Origin of the sequence: Spirosoma agri, assembly GCF_010747415.1 — a bacterium.
Lineage (GTDB): Bacteria > Bacteroidota > Bacteroidia > Cytophagales > Spirosomataceae > Spirosoma > Spirosoma agri.
Window position 1 is genome coordinate 3,753,487 of record NZ_JAAGNZ010000001.1, and the last position, 17,636, is coordinate 3,771,122.

Consider the following 17,636-nt stretch of genomic DNA (forward strand, 5'->3'; position numbering starts at 1 on the left):
AAAAGATCCTTTGTCAAGCTATTTTCCTAAAAAATTTGTCTTCCGTTTCGTGAGGAAAGCATCTATACCCTCAATAGCATCGGTCGAATGACCCAATTCGTTTTGATTCTCAGCCTCTTGTTCTAGCTGATGGTCGAGACTTGAGTACAGTGATTGATTAAAAACTTTTTTCATCGCCCCGATTGCACAGGTTGGTGCCGTTGCATAATAGGCAGCTACTTCGTCAATTGTTTTGGCCAGATCAGCCGCTGGCACCGAACGATTGACTAGACCTATCTGGGCGGCTTCAGGACCATAAACACGTCGTCCGGTGCTACTCATCTCGAAAGCCCGCTGTGGGCCAATGAGACGGGGCAGGAAAAAAGTGGAGCCCGCATCTGGCATAAGGCCAATGTTGACAAATAGCTGACTGAAATAAGCCTCATCAGCACAGATAACTAGGTCACAAGCAAGCGCCAATGAACAACCCGCACCAGCGGCAACCCCGTTAACGCAGCCAACGATTGGCTTTGCCAGATTTCGCATCGCCCTGATCATAGGGTTGTAGCCAGTACGTAGCGATTCACCAAGCTCCAACTGACCTCCTGTAGTCGCAGCACTGGCAAAACCCTCCTTCAAATCGGCCCCCGAACAAAAAGCCTTGTCCCCTGCCCCGGTTATTACTGCGACCCGAATGCTGTCGTCGTCTCCAGCCGCGTTGATGGCTTCCGTAATGTCCTGAATCAACCCAGCACTAAGCGCATTGTACACCTTCGGTCGATTGAGGGTGATGCGGCATACTCCGTCGGTGATCTCGTAAAGCAGGTTCTCAAACATCGTTTAGCGTCGTTACTCTATATTAATAGGCAAGCATACAGCTTTTATCAGACACAGCAAAACGAACAACGTTTTAATGGAATTTTGTCAATAAGACACCGTGTACGCCAGCCATTCGACTGGTCTCTAATTGGGTACAGAGCATACTCGCCCGGTAAACCGCGGGGAATGCAACCGGTGTCAGATCAGAAACTGAACGGTAAGCATACTCAGGAAGAAACCCAATCCAAACCCGGCTCCTATCTGGGCGGGCGTATGTGCATTGAGCTGAAGGCGGGCACTGCCTGTCAGGCCAGCCAGAATAACTAAAATTGCCAGTACAAACACCAGATCGACCTCACCAAATTTTGTAATGATGCCTGCCACTGCACCCACCACTCCGCCAATACCTACGCTATGCGCACTGATTTGCCAGTATAAACTGATCAGCCCGACCAGCAGAATAGAAACCGTTACCGACCCAAGCAGAATAGCGATCTCGGGGGCAACACTAGACAACAGCTGCATCCGAAAACCGAACAGGAACGTAAGCCCGGCATAGACAATGGCCGTCAAAAAATAAGGTAATCGACGGTCAGCCAGGGTGTCCAGCTGTAATGATTGAACGTAGCCACTACGATATAGATAGTAGATCAGCAGCGACGGCACGGCGAATGTGCCAATAAAGATCAGGACCAGCAGACTAAGCCGTAACGTACCCGAAAAGGCATCGACGCCCACTATAGACGGGGCCAGATATAGCAGAATAGCGAACAGGAGCGTCGGCATCAACAAGGGATGTAACGCAATGGAGAGGAAACGGGCAAGCGAAGCGTTCAACGAATTAAAAATTAGGACCGGGTCGCCGGTGCGATGATATATGCGCTCGGAAGTGGCCGATAGCGACAACGTTGGGAGTAGTAGCCGTCGTTATCCTGGCCTGCTCACAATCACACGTGATTAAAGCTGTTTTCTGAGTCGGGCTACCGGAATGTTTAGCTGTTCACGGTACTTGGCCACCGTACGGCGCGCGATGTTGTAGCCCCGATCATTCAGGATTTTTTCGAGCTTGTCGTCCGAAAGCGGGTTCAGTTTAGGCTCGTTATCAATCAGGTCCTTTAGAATGTTTTTCACCTCCCGACTACTGACATCTTCGCCCGAATCCGTTGCAATACCCTCCGAAAAGAAATATTTGAGCGGATAAATACCGAACTCGGTTTGCACCGATTTGCTATTGGCTACCCGCGAAACGGTCGAAACATCCATATCGATCAGCGTGGCAATGTCCTTCAAAATCATTGGACGAAGCTTCGACTCTTCGCCGGAAAGAAAGAAATCGTACTGAAAACGCACGATAGCATTCATCGTTTTCAGCAACGTTTGCTGCCGTTGCTTGATTGCGTCGATAAACCACTTGGCCGCGTCGAGTTTTTGCTTCACGAACGAAACCGTTTCTTTCAGGGACTTATTCTGCTTGCTGCTCTTATCGTACGTATCGAGCATGTCGGCAAACGACCGGCTGATGCGTAGTTCAGGCGCATTCTTGGAATTCAGCGTCAGGTCGAGTTTACCGCTGCTGTTGGTCAGAATAAAATCCGGGATCAGGTACTGAATGGACCCTCCTTCCCCATCGACGGAGCCCGGCTTCGGGTTCAGTTTGATAATGATGTCGATTACCCGTTTCAGCGATTCGTCACTGATGTTGAGCCGACGCTGGATTTTGTCGAAGTGCTTCTTGGAAAACTCGTCGAAACAATCTTCAATGATGCGAATGGCGAGTACAATGTACGGGTCCGATGTATCCTTACGCTGAAGCTGCAACAGCAGACATTCCTGAAGCGAACGGGCACCAATACCAGGCGGGTCGAAAGTTTGAATTTTCTGAAGCACTTCTTCCAGCTCGTCCGTATCCGTGAATACATTCTGCGAAAAAGCGAGGTCATTCACAATGGCCTGCATCGACCGGCGAATATAGCCGTCCGCTTCTATGCTACCGATAAGCTGAAGGCCAACAATGCGTTGATTTTCGGTCAGTTGCAGGTAACCAAACTGCTGCATCAACGAGTCGAGCAGGCTCGAACTGGTAGCAATGGGCATATCCCGGTCTTCTTCGCCGTAATTGCCATCACCCTGCATTTTATAACCAGCGTAATCTTCGTTCTGTAGATAGGTATCAATGTCCAGATCGTCGTTGCGGTCCTTGTAATCGTCGTCGAATTCGTCAGCGAAGGAATCTTCTTCTTTAGGTTCGTACTCTTCGTCCATGCCCTCCTCAAGCGCCGGATTGATTTCCAGTTCCTCTTCGATGCGGGTGTCGAGCTCGGCCGTGGGAATTTGCAACAGCTTGATAAACTGTATCTGTTGGGGAGACAGTTTCTGTTGAAGTGACTGGGAGAGACTTAACTTCTGCATGGATGGTGAGTATAAGCAGTACAATAACGAGTCATGCGGAGCTGTCTTTGCCAAAGCGCCCGGCACAAATATCAGACCAATTTACCTTTTTTTTGTTTGGAACGGACAAAAATTTTGCAGAAAGTTACATAGCCTTACCTTCGTACCATGACCAACAAACTGTACGATACGTCACTTAGCTTACTGACCGATTTGTATCAGGTAACCATGGCCTATGGCTACTGGAAATCCGGGACCGCTGAGAAAGAAGCCGTCTTCAATTTATACTTTCGTAAACATCCCTTTGGTGGAGGATTCACCGTCGCCTGCGGATTAACGAACGTCATAGGCTACATAGAGCACTTTAGCCTGTCGAAAAAAGACATCCGTTACCTTGGCACATTGACGGGCAATGATGGTCAGCCGCTTTTCGAAGAAGCGTTTCTGGATTATTTGGCCCAGTTAAAACTCACCTGCGACATAGAAGCCATTCCGGAAGGAACCGTTGTGTTTCCCAATGAACCCCTGGTTCGGGTTCGTGGTCCTATTCTACAATGCCAGCTTCTTGAAACGCCCCTGCTCAACCTGATCAATTTCGAATCGCTGATTGCCACCAAAGCCGCCCGATTACGCCTGGTCGCCGAAGAAGATACGCTGCTTGAGTTTGGTCTGCGCCGGGCACAGGGTATCGATGGCGGCATGACGGCGTCGCGGGCAGCTTACATTGGCGGGTGCGATGCGACCTCAAATGTGTTGGCGGGAAAGCTATATGGCATTCCGGTTCGCGGTACGCACGCGCATAGCTGGGTCATGTCGTTCGATACGGAGCTGGAAGCCTTTCAGACGTACGCCGATGTGTTGCCCAACAACGTAACGCTGCTGGTCGATACGTACGACACGATTCAGGGGGTTCGCCATGCGATTGAGGCTGGTCGAACGCTGGAACAGCGGGGCCATAAACTGGCGGGCATACGGCTCGATTCGGGCGATCTGGCGTACCTGAGCATTGAAGCCCGTAAACTACTGGACGAAGCGGGGTTTACGGATACGGCCATCGTTGCCAGTAATGACCTGGATGAAACCATTATCAGCAGCCTCAAACAACAGGGCGCAAAAATTAACGTCTGGGGTGTCGGTACCAAGCTCGTTACAGCTTTCGATCAGCCCGCCCTGGGTGGGGTCTATAAACTGGCGGCTCTGCGTCATGAGCAAACACCCGATTCATCGCCGGATGCGTGGGACTACAAAATGAAACTCTCGGAGCAGGCCATTAAGGTGTCGACGCCGGGTATTCAGCAGGTCCGCCGGTTTCGCAACGAACAGGGTTTTATGGCCGACATGATTTATGATGAAAGCAGCACCGGAGCGCATCCCGATAAAGCGACGATGACCATGATCGATCCGCTTGATTTCACCAAACGACGCAAATTCGATGCCAGTCAGCCATTCGATGATTTACTGGTTCCTGTATTTCGGGGCGGTACTTGTGTGTACGAGAATCCGGATATTCATGCGATTCGGGAACGGGTACAGACGCAACTCGCCGGGCTGCATCCAGGCGTGAAGCGTTTTGTAAACCCGCATACGTATCCGGTCGGCCTGGAAAAAAAGCTGCATGAACTGAAAACCGAACTGATTATGAAGCTACGAGAGGGTAATGACCAAAACGCTTCCTCCCGTACTACCGAAAGCCCTGCCTAGAAAACTAGGTCCAGGCAGGGCTTCGGCCTAACAAAGGGCGATGTGTTTCAACGGACCTGTTTACGCGCGTTTAGCACACCATCAGTCAATGGACATTGTGGATAGTAACGAAAAGCGTAAGCGAATCTACAGCAACTCAATACGTAAACTTAGTTTCTATTGTCAATGGATGATCCTCTGTCAAACTTCCCCTATTTCATCCATATCGGCAAGATTAAGCTTATCAACTACCCGGTTTTTCTTTTGAAATGACGAGTTTTTCTTTCGGCAGATACGCCCGTTAAACCTACTTTCTTTCCGTAAATTTGGCTTAAGTACATAGCTAGTAGTCAGCAATAAGCACCTTGCCTTTCGTAAATCACTGCCCTGATGGATCGTTTTGCTTCGTTCTGTATTTTCCTGTTCGTGCTGTGGCTCCCTATGAGTAAGCCGGTTGCAGCGCAGGGTACGACCCACCTGACCGTTCAGTTGGACAGGCTCCGGAAGGCAAAGGCAACCGAACAGGAAGCGATGGCAAAGAACGATTCGTTACTTTTGGCCGAAGCCTGGTATCTGTACGGGAAAACCTACGCGTTCTCGGGGGATTATCGGGTCTCGCAGCAGTATTTCGTAAAATCGCTCAGTATCCATGAACCACGGGGTGATTCTTTTGAGCTGGGCCGATTGTATGTCCGCCTGAGTGAAAATGAAAACAGACAGGGCGATAGTGAACGGGCTCTTTATTACGCCAACCTTGCCACTCGTGTTTTCCAGCGAATTCATTCAGACGATGGGCTGATGCGCTCCTACGGCTCGCTGGGCAAAGCATACGAACGTAATTGGCATGGCCAGTGGCAACGGAACCGGGCGAAATTCGATTCGATTTTTTCCTGCTACAAAAAAGTGGAGTCCCTGGGCTACCAGTTAAAGGATACGATGGGCATTGCTGAAGCGCACATGCAACTGGGCGAGTTTCTGACCCAGGTCAATGATCCGAAAGCCATACCTTACCTGGAATCCGGTCTTCATCTCTTCACCATAAACCACAAGATCGGGCCCAGCGTAGATGCGATGGCGCAGCTGGCGACAGCTTATTTGATGGTTGGAAAGACGACGTTAGCGTACCAGATCCTGCGCAACGCCGAAGCGATCTACGCGCGCGAAAAGCTCAATGAGTATACCATTCTTCTGAATCTGGAACGGGTGTTCGTTCACTATTTTGAGACGACGGGCCAATTTGATAAAGCCTACCGGCGACTGAAGACGAAAAGTGAACTGGAACGGTCCATTCTTCTCGAAGACCGGAATGGGGCCATCGCGCGGTTGAACGTAGAATATGAAACCGCAAAAAACGTAACTCTGCTCAATGCTCAGAAACGGGAACTGGCTTTACGCGATCAAAATCTGCTAACTCAACGACGCTTCATGAGTACGCTCCTGGCCCTGCTGATCATGGCTCTGGTGATGAGTCTCGTCTTTTTTCAGTTGTACCGAAAGAAACAGCGGATCAGCAGACGCTACGAAGACCTACTCAAAGAGCAGAATCACCGGGTAAAAAATAATCTACAGGTCGTGTCGAGCCTGTTGAGTATGCAATCCAAGCGGCTTACCGACGAAACGGCGAAAAAAGCGGTACAGGAAAGTCTCCTCCGGGTGCAGTCGATGGCTATCCTCCATCAACGGCTTTACGATGGTGATCACCTGGCCGAAGTTGATCTTGACGATTACATCAGGGAAGTAACCAAAGGAGCCTTACAGGCGTTCGGTTATCCGTCACTGGATACTCAATTCGACATCGAGTCGATTTACCTGCCAGCCGACAAAGCCATTTCGATGGGGTTAATCCTGAATGAACTGATCACGAATGCCTGCAAGTACGCCTTCCCGCAAAACAGCGAGCCTTTCCTGGCCATAAGCTTCCACAAAAAAGGCCAGAAGTTAATATTGACGGTAACCGACAACGGGCCCGGCATGGATAGGCCCGGACTGGATAGACCCGGGCTGAATAGATACAGCGTGAACCCCAGTTTAGATGGATACATCCCGAACGGCTCCCAACCGGCCCAGTCAGTCACAACGTCAGCCCGCAGGTCCCATACCACGGCCCGTTCGTTTGGCATGGCGCTGATTCAGGCACAGGTCATTCAGCTTAATGGCACCTCCTGGTTCAGTTCCAGCAACAACCCTGCGGATGATGGTACGGTATTTACCCTCGAGTTCAACGCATAGCATTAGCTTATGAATCCATTAACTATCCTGATCGTAGAAGACGAACTTATAACCGCGATGGATCTCCGGGAAACGCTGGAAGAGGCTGGTCATACGGTTACGGCAATTGCCCGCGATTTTCAATCAGCGCTGACTGCCGTCAAAACGAATCCACCCGATCTGGCGCTGGTCGATATTCAGCTGACCGGATCACCGGTCGATGGCATTACGACCGCAAAGGAAATTCTGGCCTACCACCCGATGCCCATACTCTATCTGACGGCCAATTCGGAACCAGAAACGTTTCGGGCCGCGAAGGAAACGCTTCCGGCGGCTTATCTATTGAAACCGTTTCGCCACGACGAACTAAAACTACAGATTGAACTGGCTTACTTCAATTTCCAGTTGCACCGGCACGCTGATCTGACGGCACCGGGCCACCTGTTTTTGCCCATCGACAAGGGCTACGAAAAAGTAAACCTGGCGGATGTTCTATTTCTGAAAGCCGATGGGTCTTACGTAAAAGTCTACATGAGTGGCCGGGAGCATCCGTATCACATCAGCACGAACCTGAGCCATCTGGCTCACTATTTTCTACAGCCTAATTTCTACCGCCTGTCGCGGTCATTACTGATCAACCTCGATCACCTGGAGCGCCTGGAAAGTAACCATCTCTTCCTGGTAGACCATAAAACGCCAATTCAGATTCCCACCGCGAGCCGGAAGGAATTGATGAAAAAACTCACGGTAGTCCGGACAAAATAAGGACACTTAGCGGCTATTGAGAGGTCGGTAAACCCTAGTACCAGAGACTGATTTTTCTCTATTTCTTAACACAAAGCAGGTCATTCGTATTGAAAGATTGTGTTGTTTTACTTCTCTTTCGGCAAAAAAAGATGCACCCAATTGAATTAGTGGTTTTTGATATGGCCGGCACAACCGTGACCGACCACCATGAGGTAGAGCGATGTTTTGCGCAGGCTGCCGCCCAAACGGGTCTGTTTGCTTCGGGCGAACGGATTCTGGCTATGCAGGGATTGTCGAAACGATATGTGTTCAGCACCCTCTGGAAAGAACAGCTCGGTGAGGTGCATCCCGATGTGCCCAGCCATGTCGATGTATCGTATGCCGCCTTCCAGGGTATCCTGGAAAACCATTACCGGGTCAATGGCGCAACGCCCACCGATGGCTGCCTGGACACGTTTGCGGACCTGCGCGACCGGGGCATTGCCATTGCCTTGACAACGGGCTTTTACCGGGTCGTGACGGATATTATTCTGGAAAAACTCGGCTGGCTTGACGGGCTCAACAACCAGCGGATCGGCAACGCTGGCACCATCATTCAGCTATCGATTGCCAGCGATGAAGTAGAACACGGTCGGCCTTATCCGTTTATGATTGAACGGGCCATGCAGTTGCTCGGTGTCAGCGATCCAAAAGCGGTCGTCAACATCGGCGACACGCCCTCCGATTTGCAGTCAGGACTCGCAGCGGGCGTTGCGCTAAATCTGGGCATTACCAATGGCACGCACTCGCGCGAGCAACTGGAAACCTACCCGCACGATCGGCTGATTGGTTCGCTTCGTGACCTACCGGCTCTGCTGGACTCTCGTCAAGTATCCGTAAACAGTTGATTTCAGAGTTGGCCAGCGTGTTCGCAAGCCAACCTTAAAACGAATCCTTACGCTACCATTTCCTACTAATCAATTCCCGTTTTTCTTTCCCGTATGGCAACTTACGATCTGATCGTCATCGGCGCGGGCGCGCTGGGCACGTTTCATGCTTATCACGCGGCTAAGGCCGGTCAGCGGGTGCTTCTACTCGAAAAAGACCAGTATCCCGTCGGCGCTACCGTACGCAATTTCGGTCAGGTGGTGCCCTCTGGACTGGCTGGACCCTGGTTCGATTACGGTCGGCGAAGTCTGGAAATTTATCGGGATATTCAACAACAAACGGACCTGACGGTACGGGCAAACGGTACTGTTTATATTGCATCAGATACCGATGAGTGGACCCTTGCCAACGAACTCCACGACCAGTATACGCGTATCGGTTATCCCAGCGAGTTACTGTCGAAGGCCCAGTGTCTGACGAAATACCCGACGCTACAACCTGATTATGTAGTCGGTGGTTTGTATTTCCCCGACGAATTGAGTGTGGAGCCGGAGCAGATGGTGCATCGACTGATCGCGTTCATTCAGCAAAAGTATGGTGTAGAGTACCGTCCTGGTTCCGCTGTGATCGATTGTCAGTCCAACTACAGTGGTGCTATCGTCTCGCTGGCGAATCGGCAGCGGTTCCAGGCTGGCCGTGTCATTATCTGTAGTGGTCACGAAGTACGGTTACTATTTCCCGACGTGCTGGCCGATGCAAATCTTATCGTCAGTAAGTTACAAATGCTTCTGGTTGAGCCGGTTGCAGGCGTAAATCTACCCGGCAACATACTAACGGGTCTCACTATACGTCGATATGAATCGTTTCAGGGCTGCCCATCGTATGCCTCTATCACCAAACCCGAACGGCTGGCCGAACTGCAAAAATGGGGCATACACATCCTGTTCAAACAGGCAGCTGATGGTTCGTTCATCGTTGGTGATTCCCATGAATACGCGGATGCTGCCAGAGCCGACGATCTAGGTTATCATACCCAAGATTATATCAATGAGTTGATGCTGAACGAAGCCCGGCGCATTGTCACGTTTCCATTGCTGGTCAAAAAAACGTGGGCTGGTTTTTACAGTCAGACGAAAGCGGAGATTTTCGAACACGACATAGACGAGAACATTCGTATTGTAACGGGTATTGGTGGTAAAGGTATGAGTTCGGGGGCCGGTTATGCCGAAGCCAGCATCCGCCAATGGTTAGGCGTAACGGCGTAGTACTGTACTGGTCCATTTCGACAGATTAATCGTTTGCCTGTATTGGCAGTTGCACGGTACCGTTAAAACGATAGTTAGCTACTTATTTTTTCTGGCTATATCCGTCAATACAACCGGCATTAGTAACGTCGGTAGTAAGTAGCGGAGTCGATCTTCAATACTCTATAGATTCCGAAAGGCCGCCAATTTATTCACTGGCGGCCTTTTTCCATATCGACTGAACAGGTAACTGCTTGTTTCCCGAACGCTGGAATCAAAAGCTAGTACTGATTTTTTATAGATAATCACCACGTTGCCCAGTCCGAAACCTGCTTATTGCCTTACTTCGTTGCTCGCTAATAAAACAATTAGCGATTTATTTGTTATAGTACAATAATGTGAATTAATTAAACATAGCGATGACGGATTATAGCTTTCTATCCGCTACAGGCCGTTATCTACGACGTTTCGTATAACTTCTATCGATCATGACTAATCATGCCGAGCGGTCAACTCACGAGATTGACCCGAACCTAGACCCTACTGCACTCGTTGAGAAGCACCTCAACGAATGGCTCCAACTGCTGGACCACTTACGGGATAACCATGCGCCAACAGATCAGTTGCGGTACTGCCGCAATCAGGTCACACGATTACAACTCGACCTTTTCAAACTTCGAGATGTATAGATCAGCCGAACCGATCTTCTCAAAGTCCGTTAATCAACGTTGAGAAGATCGGTTCCTGAATAATGCCTGGTTCTTGTCGTTGCTGCTCTTGCTGGCGCAATGTTTGTGCAATGGAAATCAGGTGGTTACCCAGTCGCCCCTGCTCTTCAACGCCTAGCTTATCATACTGGTGTTTCTGGACGGGCTCCCAGTCAAAGAGTTCTGTTTTGGCATCATATATTCCAATGGGCTCTTTGTCCTGGTCGATAAATACCTGCTTTAACATTGCAGCGGCTTCTGCCTGAGTAGCACAGGAAATTTGGTGGTACTGTTCAGAAGAAATAAAAACTACCGAAAATCGCTCCATATATAGAATAATACGTTGATTAGTTTGTATAACCGATAAACTCAAAAGAGCCATCATGGTTTTAAATTCGGATCGTGCCTTACCGCTACAGTAACGCATTCACCGACAGGTTTAGCCCTTAAATCAACCTGATTACTTCTCATTTGTGCTCAATCTGGCTGATTGAGCGCAGAAAGAAGCAGGCTGAAGGGACTCTTGGTTTAGACTTCGTTTTTTTGATTAAGTTACAGAAGAAGGCCATTGAATCACTGGTAGGCCGATCAGGCTACCGTCAATTCAGCAGGTAGTCGAACCGTAGTATTCGGACAGGATTGACCAGGAATGAAGGTCGATCGACGGCGTGACGTCAATCCAAAACGGGTCACTGGCTGCCAGGAACTCCAGCCAGACCCATACCTACTTCGTACAGTTTGCAGCTATTTTACAGCGGTATTCTCCGGTTCTTGCCAGACCGCTTAGCTTAGTCGCCAATCCTGTACCAGCTCCCGAAATAATACGAGAAGCATATCCATGGAAGGCGGTTTGGTCAGGAACCCATTGGCCCCCAGACGCATTGCCCTCTCCTGATCGCCATGCCAGGATGATGTACTTAACACAACGACGGGCACAGTCTCATAAACAGGGTCAGCCCGGAGCTGCTTCAGCGCTTCAAAACCATTCAGCCGGGGCATATTGAGATCCAGTATGATCAAACTGGGCAGCGTATCACATTGATTCAGAGCCGGCAACAATTCTTCTCCGTCATTCAGAAGTTTAACGTCTACCGGGGGCACAAGGCGCTTGAAAGCGACCTGAAACAAATATTGGTCATCCTGATCATCATCAACAATCCAAACTCGGGGCACATTCACGGTGGGCATGGACATCAAGCGTCGGTTCGTATAGCCTGTTTTAGCGGAAAACTAACAAACATACCAATTAATCCTGAATTCGCGGCAAAGTCTATATAATCGGTCTGCTATACCGGTAAATACACCGTGAACGTTGCCCCTTCACCCGGTTGACTCGTTGCCGTAATGACCCCTCCGTGGTTCATCACCACCTTCTGGCAAATAGCTAACCCCACCCCCGTTCCCGCGTATTCGTTCTTGTTGTGCAGGCGCTGAAAGACTTGAAAAATGCGGTCTACGTACTTGTCGTCAAAGCCTATCCCATTGTCAGCTACCTCAATCCGATGGTATGTCAAGGTCTGTCGGGATGGTTTTATAGAAGGCGGCAGATCGCTGGTCGGAATCTCGCGGGCACGAATGGTAATCTGGGGCATAATCCGATATCCTGCACGATCTTTTTGGCTAAATTTAAGCGCATTGGCCAGTAAATTCTGAAATAGCTGTCCCAATTGTAGCGCGTCACCCTGAACAGTGGGCAAAGGTGCTATCCGGATCTGCGCGTTGGTTTCCTCAACGGTGACCGCCAGATTTTCCAGCGCATAATCAACTACATGGCGCAACGGCACCGGAACGGCCTGTGCCTGCCGGGTCGAAATACGGGAAAACGCCAGCAAATCCCGAATCAGCATCGACATTCGCGACCCTGCTGATTCCATCCGGTGTAGTAAATCATTCCCCGAATTGCCCAACACCTCAGCATATTGCTCCCGTAAGAGGCTGCTGAACTGCTGCACTTTTCGGAGGGGTTCCTGCAAGTCGTGCGAGGCAATGTAGGCGAACTGTTCCAGATTCTGATTCGACCGGGTTAAGAGTTGGTTAGATTCCGCCAGGCCGGTGTTGGACTTGGCCAGCTCTTCATTCGCTTCGGCCAGTTCTTCGTTCGTAGCGGCCAGCTCTTCATTGGTAGCCGCTAATTCTTCGTTCGTCGCTTCCAGTTCTTCGGTGCGCTCCTGCACAAGCCTTTCCAGCGCAATCTGTATTTTCCGCTGTTCAGTTATATCCTGTACCGTACCGATAATTTTAACGGCCTCGCCCTCTTCGTTGAAAAACGCTTTACCCTGCGCGTGTAAGATGCGCTCCCGACTTGTCGAGGTAGCATTTACGGTATATTCTACATCAAAGGCTCCCTCTTTCCCCTGCGTCACTGCTTTTGTAATGTAGTCTCGGATGATCACCCGATCGGCTTTCCGGATAGGTCTGAGCCCCTTCCGAAGTGTTATGGCTTCTTCTTTTTCCAGACCAAGCCAATACTTTAATCGGTCGGAATAGAGCAGGTTGCCGGTTTTCAGGTCGATCTGCAACGTACCCAGTTCCGCCAGTTCGATGGCTCCGCGCAGGGATGATTCAGCTTCTTCTACTTTCTGCCGGGCCACCACCTGATCGGTCACTTCCGTGGCGGTAATCATGATCCCGTAGCGCTCACCCGCTGTGTTGTAAAGGGCTTTGTAGGTATAGTTGTAATAGCCAGTATAGGGTCGCCCAAATTTTATAAGATCGATTTTTTCTTCGGGTTGGTAAAAGGTCTCCCCGGTACTGAATACATGCCGAAGGCGATCCAGCAAGAGAGTCGACTTTAACTCGGGTACCGCGTCTATGATAGGCATACCGATAATTGATCGGTCACGGCCCAGCATTGCCTGCATTTTTTCATTTACCGTCCGAATAATCATATCCGCACCCAGGCAGACAACTTTAGCAACGGGCGAAGTTTCGACAATATCCCTGGAGAACAGCTCACTCTCTTCCAGTTCCTGCCTTGCCTTTACCGCTTCGGTCACGTTGACCGCCATATCCATGATCGCATATACCTCACCGGCGGCATTGCACAGGGGTTTGTATGTATAATCGAAGTAGTAGGTACCCAGCACACCATTTACGACCAGATCGGCCCGCATGCCCTGAGCCGTGTAGGTCTTTCCCGTTGTGTAGACGTCGTCCAGAATAGCCAGGAAAGGCTGTCCTTCCAGTTCGGGAATAGCCTCTGCCAGTGGCTTACCAAGCACGGCATTGCCTTTTCCCCACATTTCGATCATGGGTTCATTCGCTACCTCGATGGTCAAATCGCGACCCACAAACAAACAGGTGGCTACCGGCGCTTCTTCGATCAATGAGCGGAACTTAGCTTCGCTGTCCTGTAAGGCACTACGTCCGGATACCAGTTCGTCAATGTCCATGCAAAAACCAGCGTAGCCAGCGTAACTACCGTCTTCCCGGTAATAAGGATCACCGGCGGCCCGGCACCACATGGCGCTACCGTCCCGTTTGATTAGCCGGAACATGACATCGTAATGAGCACGGGCGGCTACCGCGTTCTGAAAGATTTGCGCACTTATCAGCCGGTCTTCCTCCACAATGGCGTTGTCCCAGCCAGCACCCAGGAGCGATTCGTACGGCAATCCGCTCCAGTCGACCAGCGTTTTGTTCAGATAGGTCAGGCTACCCGCTTCATCCGACAACCACAGACCCGTGGGTGAACTGTTTGTCACGTTTCTGAACAGAGCTCCGCTTGTTGCTACTAGTTGCTGATTGTCAATTTCGGCGCTTATATCGCGTACTGTTTCCAGGATCCGCCCTTGCTTATCGACACTGCCCGTTATCCGGGTTAAATTAACGTCCGCCCATCGGATCGTGCCGTCTTTATGGATGTAGCGTTTGACAAGGTTAACGAACTGGCGCTTGCCGGCAACCAGCTCCCTAATCGGTTCGTCGTGCTGGGGTCGATCGTCGGGGTGCGTGAGTGCCCGATCAGTGGTCGCGTACAGCTCTTCTTCCGTGTAGCCCAGTAGCTCGGTAAAGGCCGAGTTGACGGTGATAAACTGCCCATTGAGTTCGGTAAAGCCCATACCGACAGATGCATTGGTAAAGGCCGCAACCAGCAACGCTTCGGCTTCCCGCTGCAAATGTTCAGCCGTTGTATCATAGACGGTACCTGTAAGCAGATAGGGATTACCCGACTTATCGTAGAGGTAGTTACCCCTGGCCCGCATCCAGTGAATCGTATCGTCATACCATACGATTCGGACTTCGTAGTCCAGCCTCCCCGTTTGAACCGCCACGTTGAAGGCATTGGCACGAATCAACAGGTCGTCGGGATGAATGCGATCGAGAAAATCCTGATATGCCAATGCGTGGCTCTCCAGCCCCGTCATCACCCGCGCAAAACCCAATGAATAATCGAGTCGGTCGTCGGGGATTGAATACCGGAAGTAGCCTGCGTTTGCGTTATCCAGCGCCACCTCGGCCATCTTCTCCGACATCAGCGTTTCGTTTCGATCCCGACTGGTCTGGGCCCAACCGGTCGGGGTACGATCCTGCACAGTACCCAAGAACCGATCAGGTTGTCCATCGCGATCGAAATGCGCACTGCCTTTGCTGTAAAGCCAGCGTACCTGACCGGTTTCGGGATTGATCGTTCGGAACGCTATCTCGTATGAACCGCCCATCGGAGCGGTCAACGCCAGTTCTACGGCCTGGCGAACTTTTTGACGTTCATCAAGGTGAATATACGTCAGTAGCTGCTCGAAGGAAATGATCCCATCCGGCAGACCACCGAACAGCACTCGGCTACAATCGTCCAGGTAAACCAGTTTATGGATGGGATTCATTTCCCATATACCAATACCGGCAGCCTGGATGGCCGTGGTTACCCGTTCTAAACGTGCGGCATTGATCTTGTCAACCGGTGAATCTGGATCAGTCATCGTTACTGGAATTGAGCCAGCAAGTTACTAATTAATCAGAATTTGGTCGGCATCGGTCAGGGCTTACCCCGCGCCTTTTTGTGGTATGTGCCTGATCTTCTGGCCCTACCTATGTATATGGGTTTTGGAAGCAACGCTTAGGCAGGCAGGTAGACGCTGAATGTGGCTCCTTCACCCAGCTGGCTGGCTGCGGTTATGGCTCCGCCGTGGTTAGCCGCTACTTTCTCACAGATAGCTAACCCGATTCCAGTACCCGGATATTGATTTTTCCCGTATAAGCGCTGGAAGACCTGAAAAATCCGGTCCAGATATTTTGTTTCGAAGCCAATACCATTGTCCTGTACGTCGATCCGATGATACGAAGCAGCCTCGTGGGTTGGCTTAACGGAACTGGGCAAGTCGCTGGCTGCCAGCAATTTCGACCCTATCCGAATGTGCGGAGAAACATCGGACCGCCGGAACTTGATCGCGTTACTGATCAGATTCTGGAAGAGCTGCCGTAACTGAGACGGATCGCCGGAAACGGTAGGCAACGGCTCCAGGTCAATAACGGCTCCCGACTCGTCGATTGCCATTTCCAGATCCGTCAGGATCGGGTCGATGAGTTGGGAAAGCGGTACCGGAAGCGTAGTTTCCGGCTGGATGGAAATGCGCGAAAAGGTTAATAAATCTTTGATCAGAATTGACATTCGGCTGGCAGCCGACTGCATCCGTTCGATGTAATCGATGCCTTCGCCCAGCTGAGCGGTGTGTTTTGTTTTCAGCAGGTCGCCGAACGCCTGTATCTTTCGGAGCGGCTCCTGCAAATCGTGACTGGCAATGTAAGCGAACTGCTGAAGGTTGTCGTTCGATCGGTTTAGCGCCTGATTACTGATCTGAAGGGCCGTATTGGCTTTTGCGAGTTGCTGGTTGTTTACTTTCAGCAGTTGCTGCGTTTCCTTCTGTGCTGTCAGATCCGTCAGAACCATACTCAGACACAACCCGCCATCCAGTTCGATCGCCGTGGCCGAAAGCTGACAGTGCACCTGCTTTTCGGCGGTGCTGCGCAGCGTAAATTCAATCTTCCGGTTGTTGCCCCACCCGCTACTAAACAGCGAATCGAACTCACGCTTGCAGTCGGGGGCGACAAACTGATCGAACGCCAGACCAATAACTTTCGACAGGGGCAAGTCCACCATAGAGGCAAAGGTCGAGTTGCAGTACAGAATAAGCCCATCTTTATTCAGTGTTACCGCCCCTTCGTTCATGGTTTCGATGAAGATCCGGTAGGTATAATCGGATGTCTTCAGTGTATACAGCTCATGGCCGTTAGACCCCTCAACAACCAGCGCATCGACCTGGCCCGTTCGAATGGCCTGTATCGTTTCCGTAGCTTCGTCGAGTTGCCAACGCAGCCGTTCATTTTCGGCGAGCAGTTCCTCATATGTTTTACCCCCGTTCATTCGTGTTGAGCAGAAATTCCTAGTCCTTCAAGCACTTTTTTTGTTTCTGACAGATCGCCGATCAATCGTCGTTCAGGCAGCGGAAACCGTTTGATCAGCAAGGGCAAGGCAATGATTTGTTCGCGCTCGGCCAATCCTTTTTGCTGATAGACATCGATGATCTCCAGCGAATAGTTCCCCGGTATGTACTGCTCACAAATATGCTTGACATTCATGATCGCCCGCGTTGAGTTTTGAGAGGCCCCCGTTACAAATAAATGCAGGACGTAGTGCTGGCCTTCGCCACCTGGATCAGCTTCTTCTGGTAGTGATGGCTCAGTCATTTCATTTACTTGCAGGACGAATATTCAGGCCAACGAGCACTTTTTCTTCATTCGATAAATCACCGATGATCTTACGGATGGGTTCAGGTACTTTTTTTACCAGCGTCGGTACGGCCAGAATCTGGTCACCTTCGGCTAGTTGTGGCTTTATCAATAAATCGATTACTTCGATGACGTACTTACCCTTCAAATGCTCCTCACAGTATTTTTTCAGGTTGGTGAGGGCTGTCTGGGATTTGGCTGTATTGCCTGCAATGTAGAGCCTCAACTCCCATATTTCTTCTTTTGTTTTCATTCACGTTTGGTTAGACTA

The 17,636-nt window shown here is 50.5% G+C and carries 15 protein-coding genes; 6 read left to right on the forward strand and 9 right to left on the reverse strand.

Going from position 1 to position 17,636, the window contains the following annotated elements:
- Nucleotides 1-18: 18 nt before the first annotated feature.
- From GK091_RS15735 to rpoN, 3 genes are all read right to left on the reverse strand, one after another.
- A complete protein-coding gene (locus GK091_RS15735; protein ID WP_164040098.1) occupies nt 19-816 on the reverse strand; it encodes an enoyl-CoA hydratase/isomerase family protein in 798 nt (265 codons plus the stop codon).
- A gap of 180 nt (nt 817-996) precedes the next feature.
- Nucleotides 997-1,635, reverse strand: a complete 639-nt coding sequence (locus tag GK091_RS15740; protein WP_317166307.1) for a hypothetical protein — start codon at nt 1,633-1,635, stop codon at nt 997-999.
- 120 nt (nt 1,636-1,755) lie between these two features.
- The gene (rpoN, locus tag GK091_RS15745) at nt 1,756-3,207 is read right to left on the reverse strand and encodes an RNA polymerase factor sigma-54 (RefSeq protein ID WP_164040100.1); all 1,452 of its coding nucleotides are present in this window, start codon (nt 3,205-3,207) and stop codon (nt 1,756-1,758) included.
- Between the two features lie 147 nt (nt 3,208-3,354).
- On the opposite strand from rpoN, the gene GK091_RS15750 reads away from it, so the two are divergent.
- The 6 genes from GK091_RS15750 (at nt 3,355) to GK091_RS15775 (ending at nt 10,621) form a co-directional block, all read left to right on the forward strand.
- Nucleotides 3,355-4,887, forward strand: a complete 1,533-nt coding sequence (locus tag GK091_RS15750; RefSeq protein WP_164040102.1) for a nicotinate phosphoribosyltransferase — start codon at nt 3,355-3,357, stop codon at nt 4,885-4,887.
- A gap of 369 nt (nt 4,888-5,256) precedes the next feature.
- Nucleotides 5,257-7,095: a histidine kinase dimerization/phosphoacceptor domain -containing protein gene (locus GK091_RS15755; RefSeq protein WP_164040103.1), complete on the forward strand. Its 1,839-nt coding sequence runs from the start codon at nt 5,257-5,259 to the stop codon at nt 7,093-7,095.
- Between the two features lie 9 nt (nt 7,096-7,104).
- Nucleotides 7,105-7,839, forward strand: a complete 735-nt coding sequence (locus GK091_RS15760; protein ID WP_164040104.1) for a response regulator — start codon at nt 7,105-7,107, stop codon at nt 7,837-7,839.
- 131 nt (nt 7,840-7,970) lie between these two features.
- Nucleotides 7,971-8,708: an HAD family hydrolase gene (locus GK091_RS15765; protein WP_164040106.1), complete on the forward strand. Its 738-nt coding sequence runs from the start codon at nt 7,971-7,973 to the stop codon at nt 8,706-8,708.
- 93 nt (nt 8,709-8,801) lie between these two features.
- A complete protein-coding gene (locus tag GK091_RS15770) occupies nt 8,802-9,953 on the forward strand; it encodes a TIGR03364 family FAD-dependent oxidoreductase (RefSeq protein WP_164040108.1) in 1,152 nt (383 codons plus the stop codon).
- Between the two features lie 467 nt (nt 9,954-10,420).
- Nucleotides 10,421-10,621: a hypothetical protein gene (locus GK091_RS15775; protein WP_164040110.1), complete on the forward strand. Its 201-nt coding sequence runs from the start codon at nt 10,421-10,423 to the stop codon at nt 10,619-10,621.
- Nucleotides 10,622-10,640: 19 nt separating this feature from the next.
- Here GK091_RS15775 and GK091_RS15780 read toward each other — a convergent pair whose 3' ends face one another.
- The 6 genes from GK091_RS15780 to GK091_RS15805 all read right to left on the reverse strand — a co-directional run bounded on the left by GK091_RS15780 (nt 10,641) and on the right by GK091_RS15805 (nt 17,618).
- Nucleotides 10,641-11,024: a hypothetical protein gene (locus GK091_RS15780; RefSeq protein ID WP_246202236.1), complete on the reverse strand. Its 384-nt coding sequence runs from the start codon at nt 11,022-11,024 to the stop codon at nt 10,641-10,643.
- Nucleotides 11,025-11,422: 398 nt separating this feature from the next.
- Complete coding sequence (locus GK091_RS15785; protein WP_164040112.1) at nt 11,423-11,827, reverse strand: response regulator; 405 nt, start codon at nt 11,825-11,827, stop codon at nt 11,423-11,425.
- A gap of 98 nt (nt 11,828-11,925) precedes the next feature.
- Nucleotides 11,926-15,558: a PAS domain S-box protein gene (locus tag GK091_RS15790; RefSeq protein WP_164040114.1), complete on the reverse strand. Its 3,633-nt coding sequence runs from the start codon at nt 15,556-15,558 to the stop codon at nt 11,926-11,928.
- Nucleotides 15,559-15,695: 137 nt separating this feature from the next.
- Complete coding sequence (locus GK091_RS15795; protein ID WP_164040116.1) at nt 15,696-17,000, reverse strand: sensor histidine kinase; 1,305 nt, start codon at nt 16,998-17,000, stop codon at nt 15,696-15,698.
- On the reverse strand, nt 16,997-17,323 hold the full coding sequence (locus GK091_RS15800; protein WP_164040118.1) for a circadian clock KaiB family protein: 327 nt from the start codon (nt 17,321-17,323) through the stop codon (nt 16,997-16,999). The genes GK091_RS15795 and GK091_RS15800 overlap by 4 nt, the downstream gene beginning before the upstream one ends.
- A gap of 1 nt (nt 17,324) precedes the next feature.
- Nucleotides 17,325-17,618, reverse strand: coding sequence for a circadian clock KaiB family protein (locus GK091_RS15805; protein WP_164040120.1), 294 nt, complete (start codon nt 17,616-17,618; stop codon nt 17,325-17,327).
- Nucleotides 17,619-17,636: the final 18 nt, after the last annotated feature.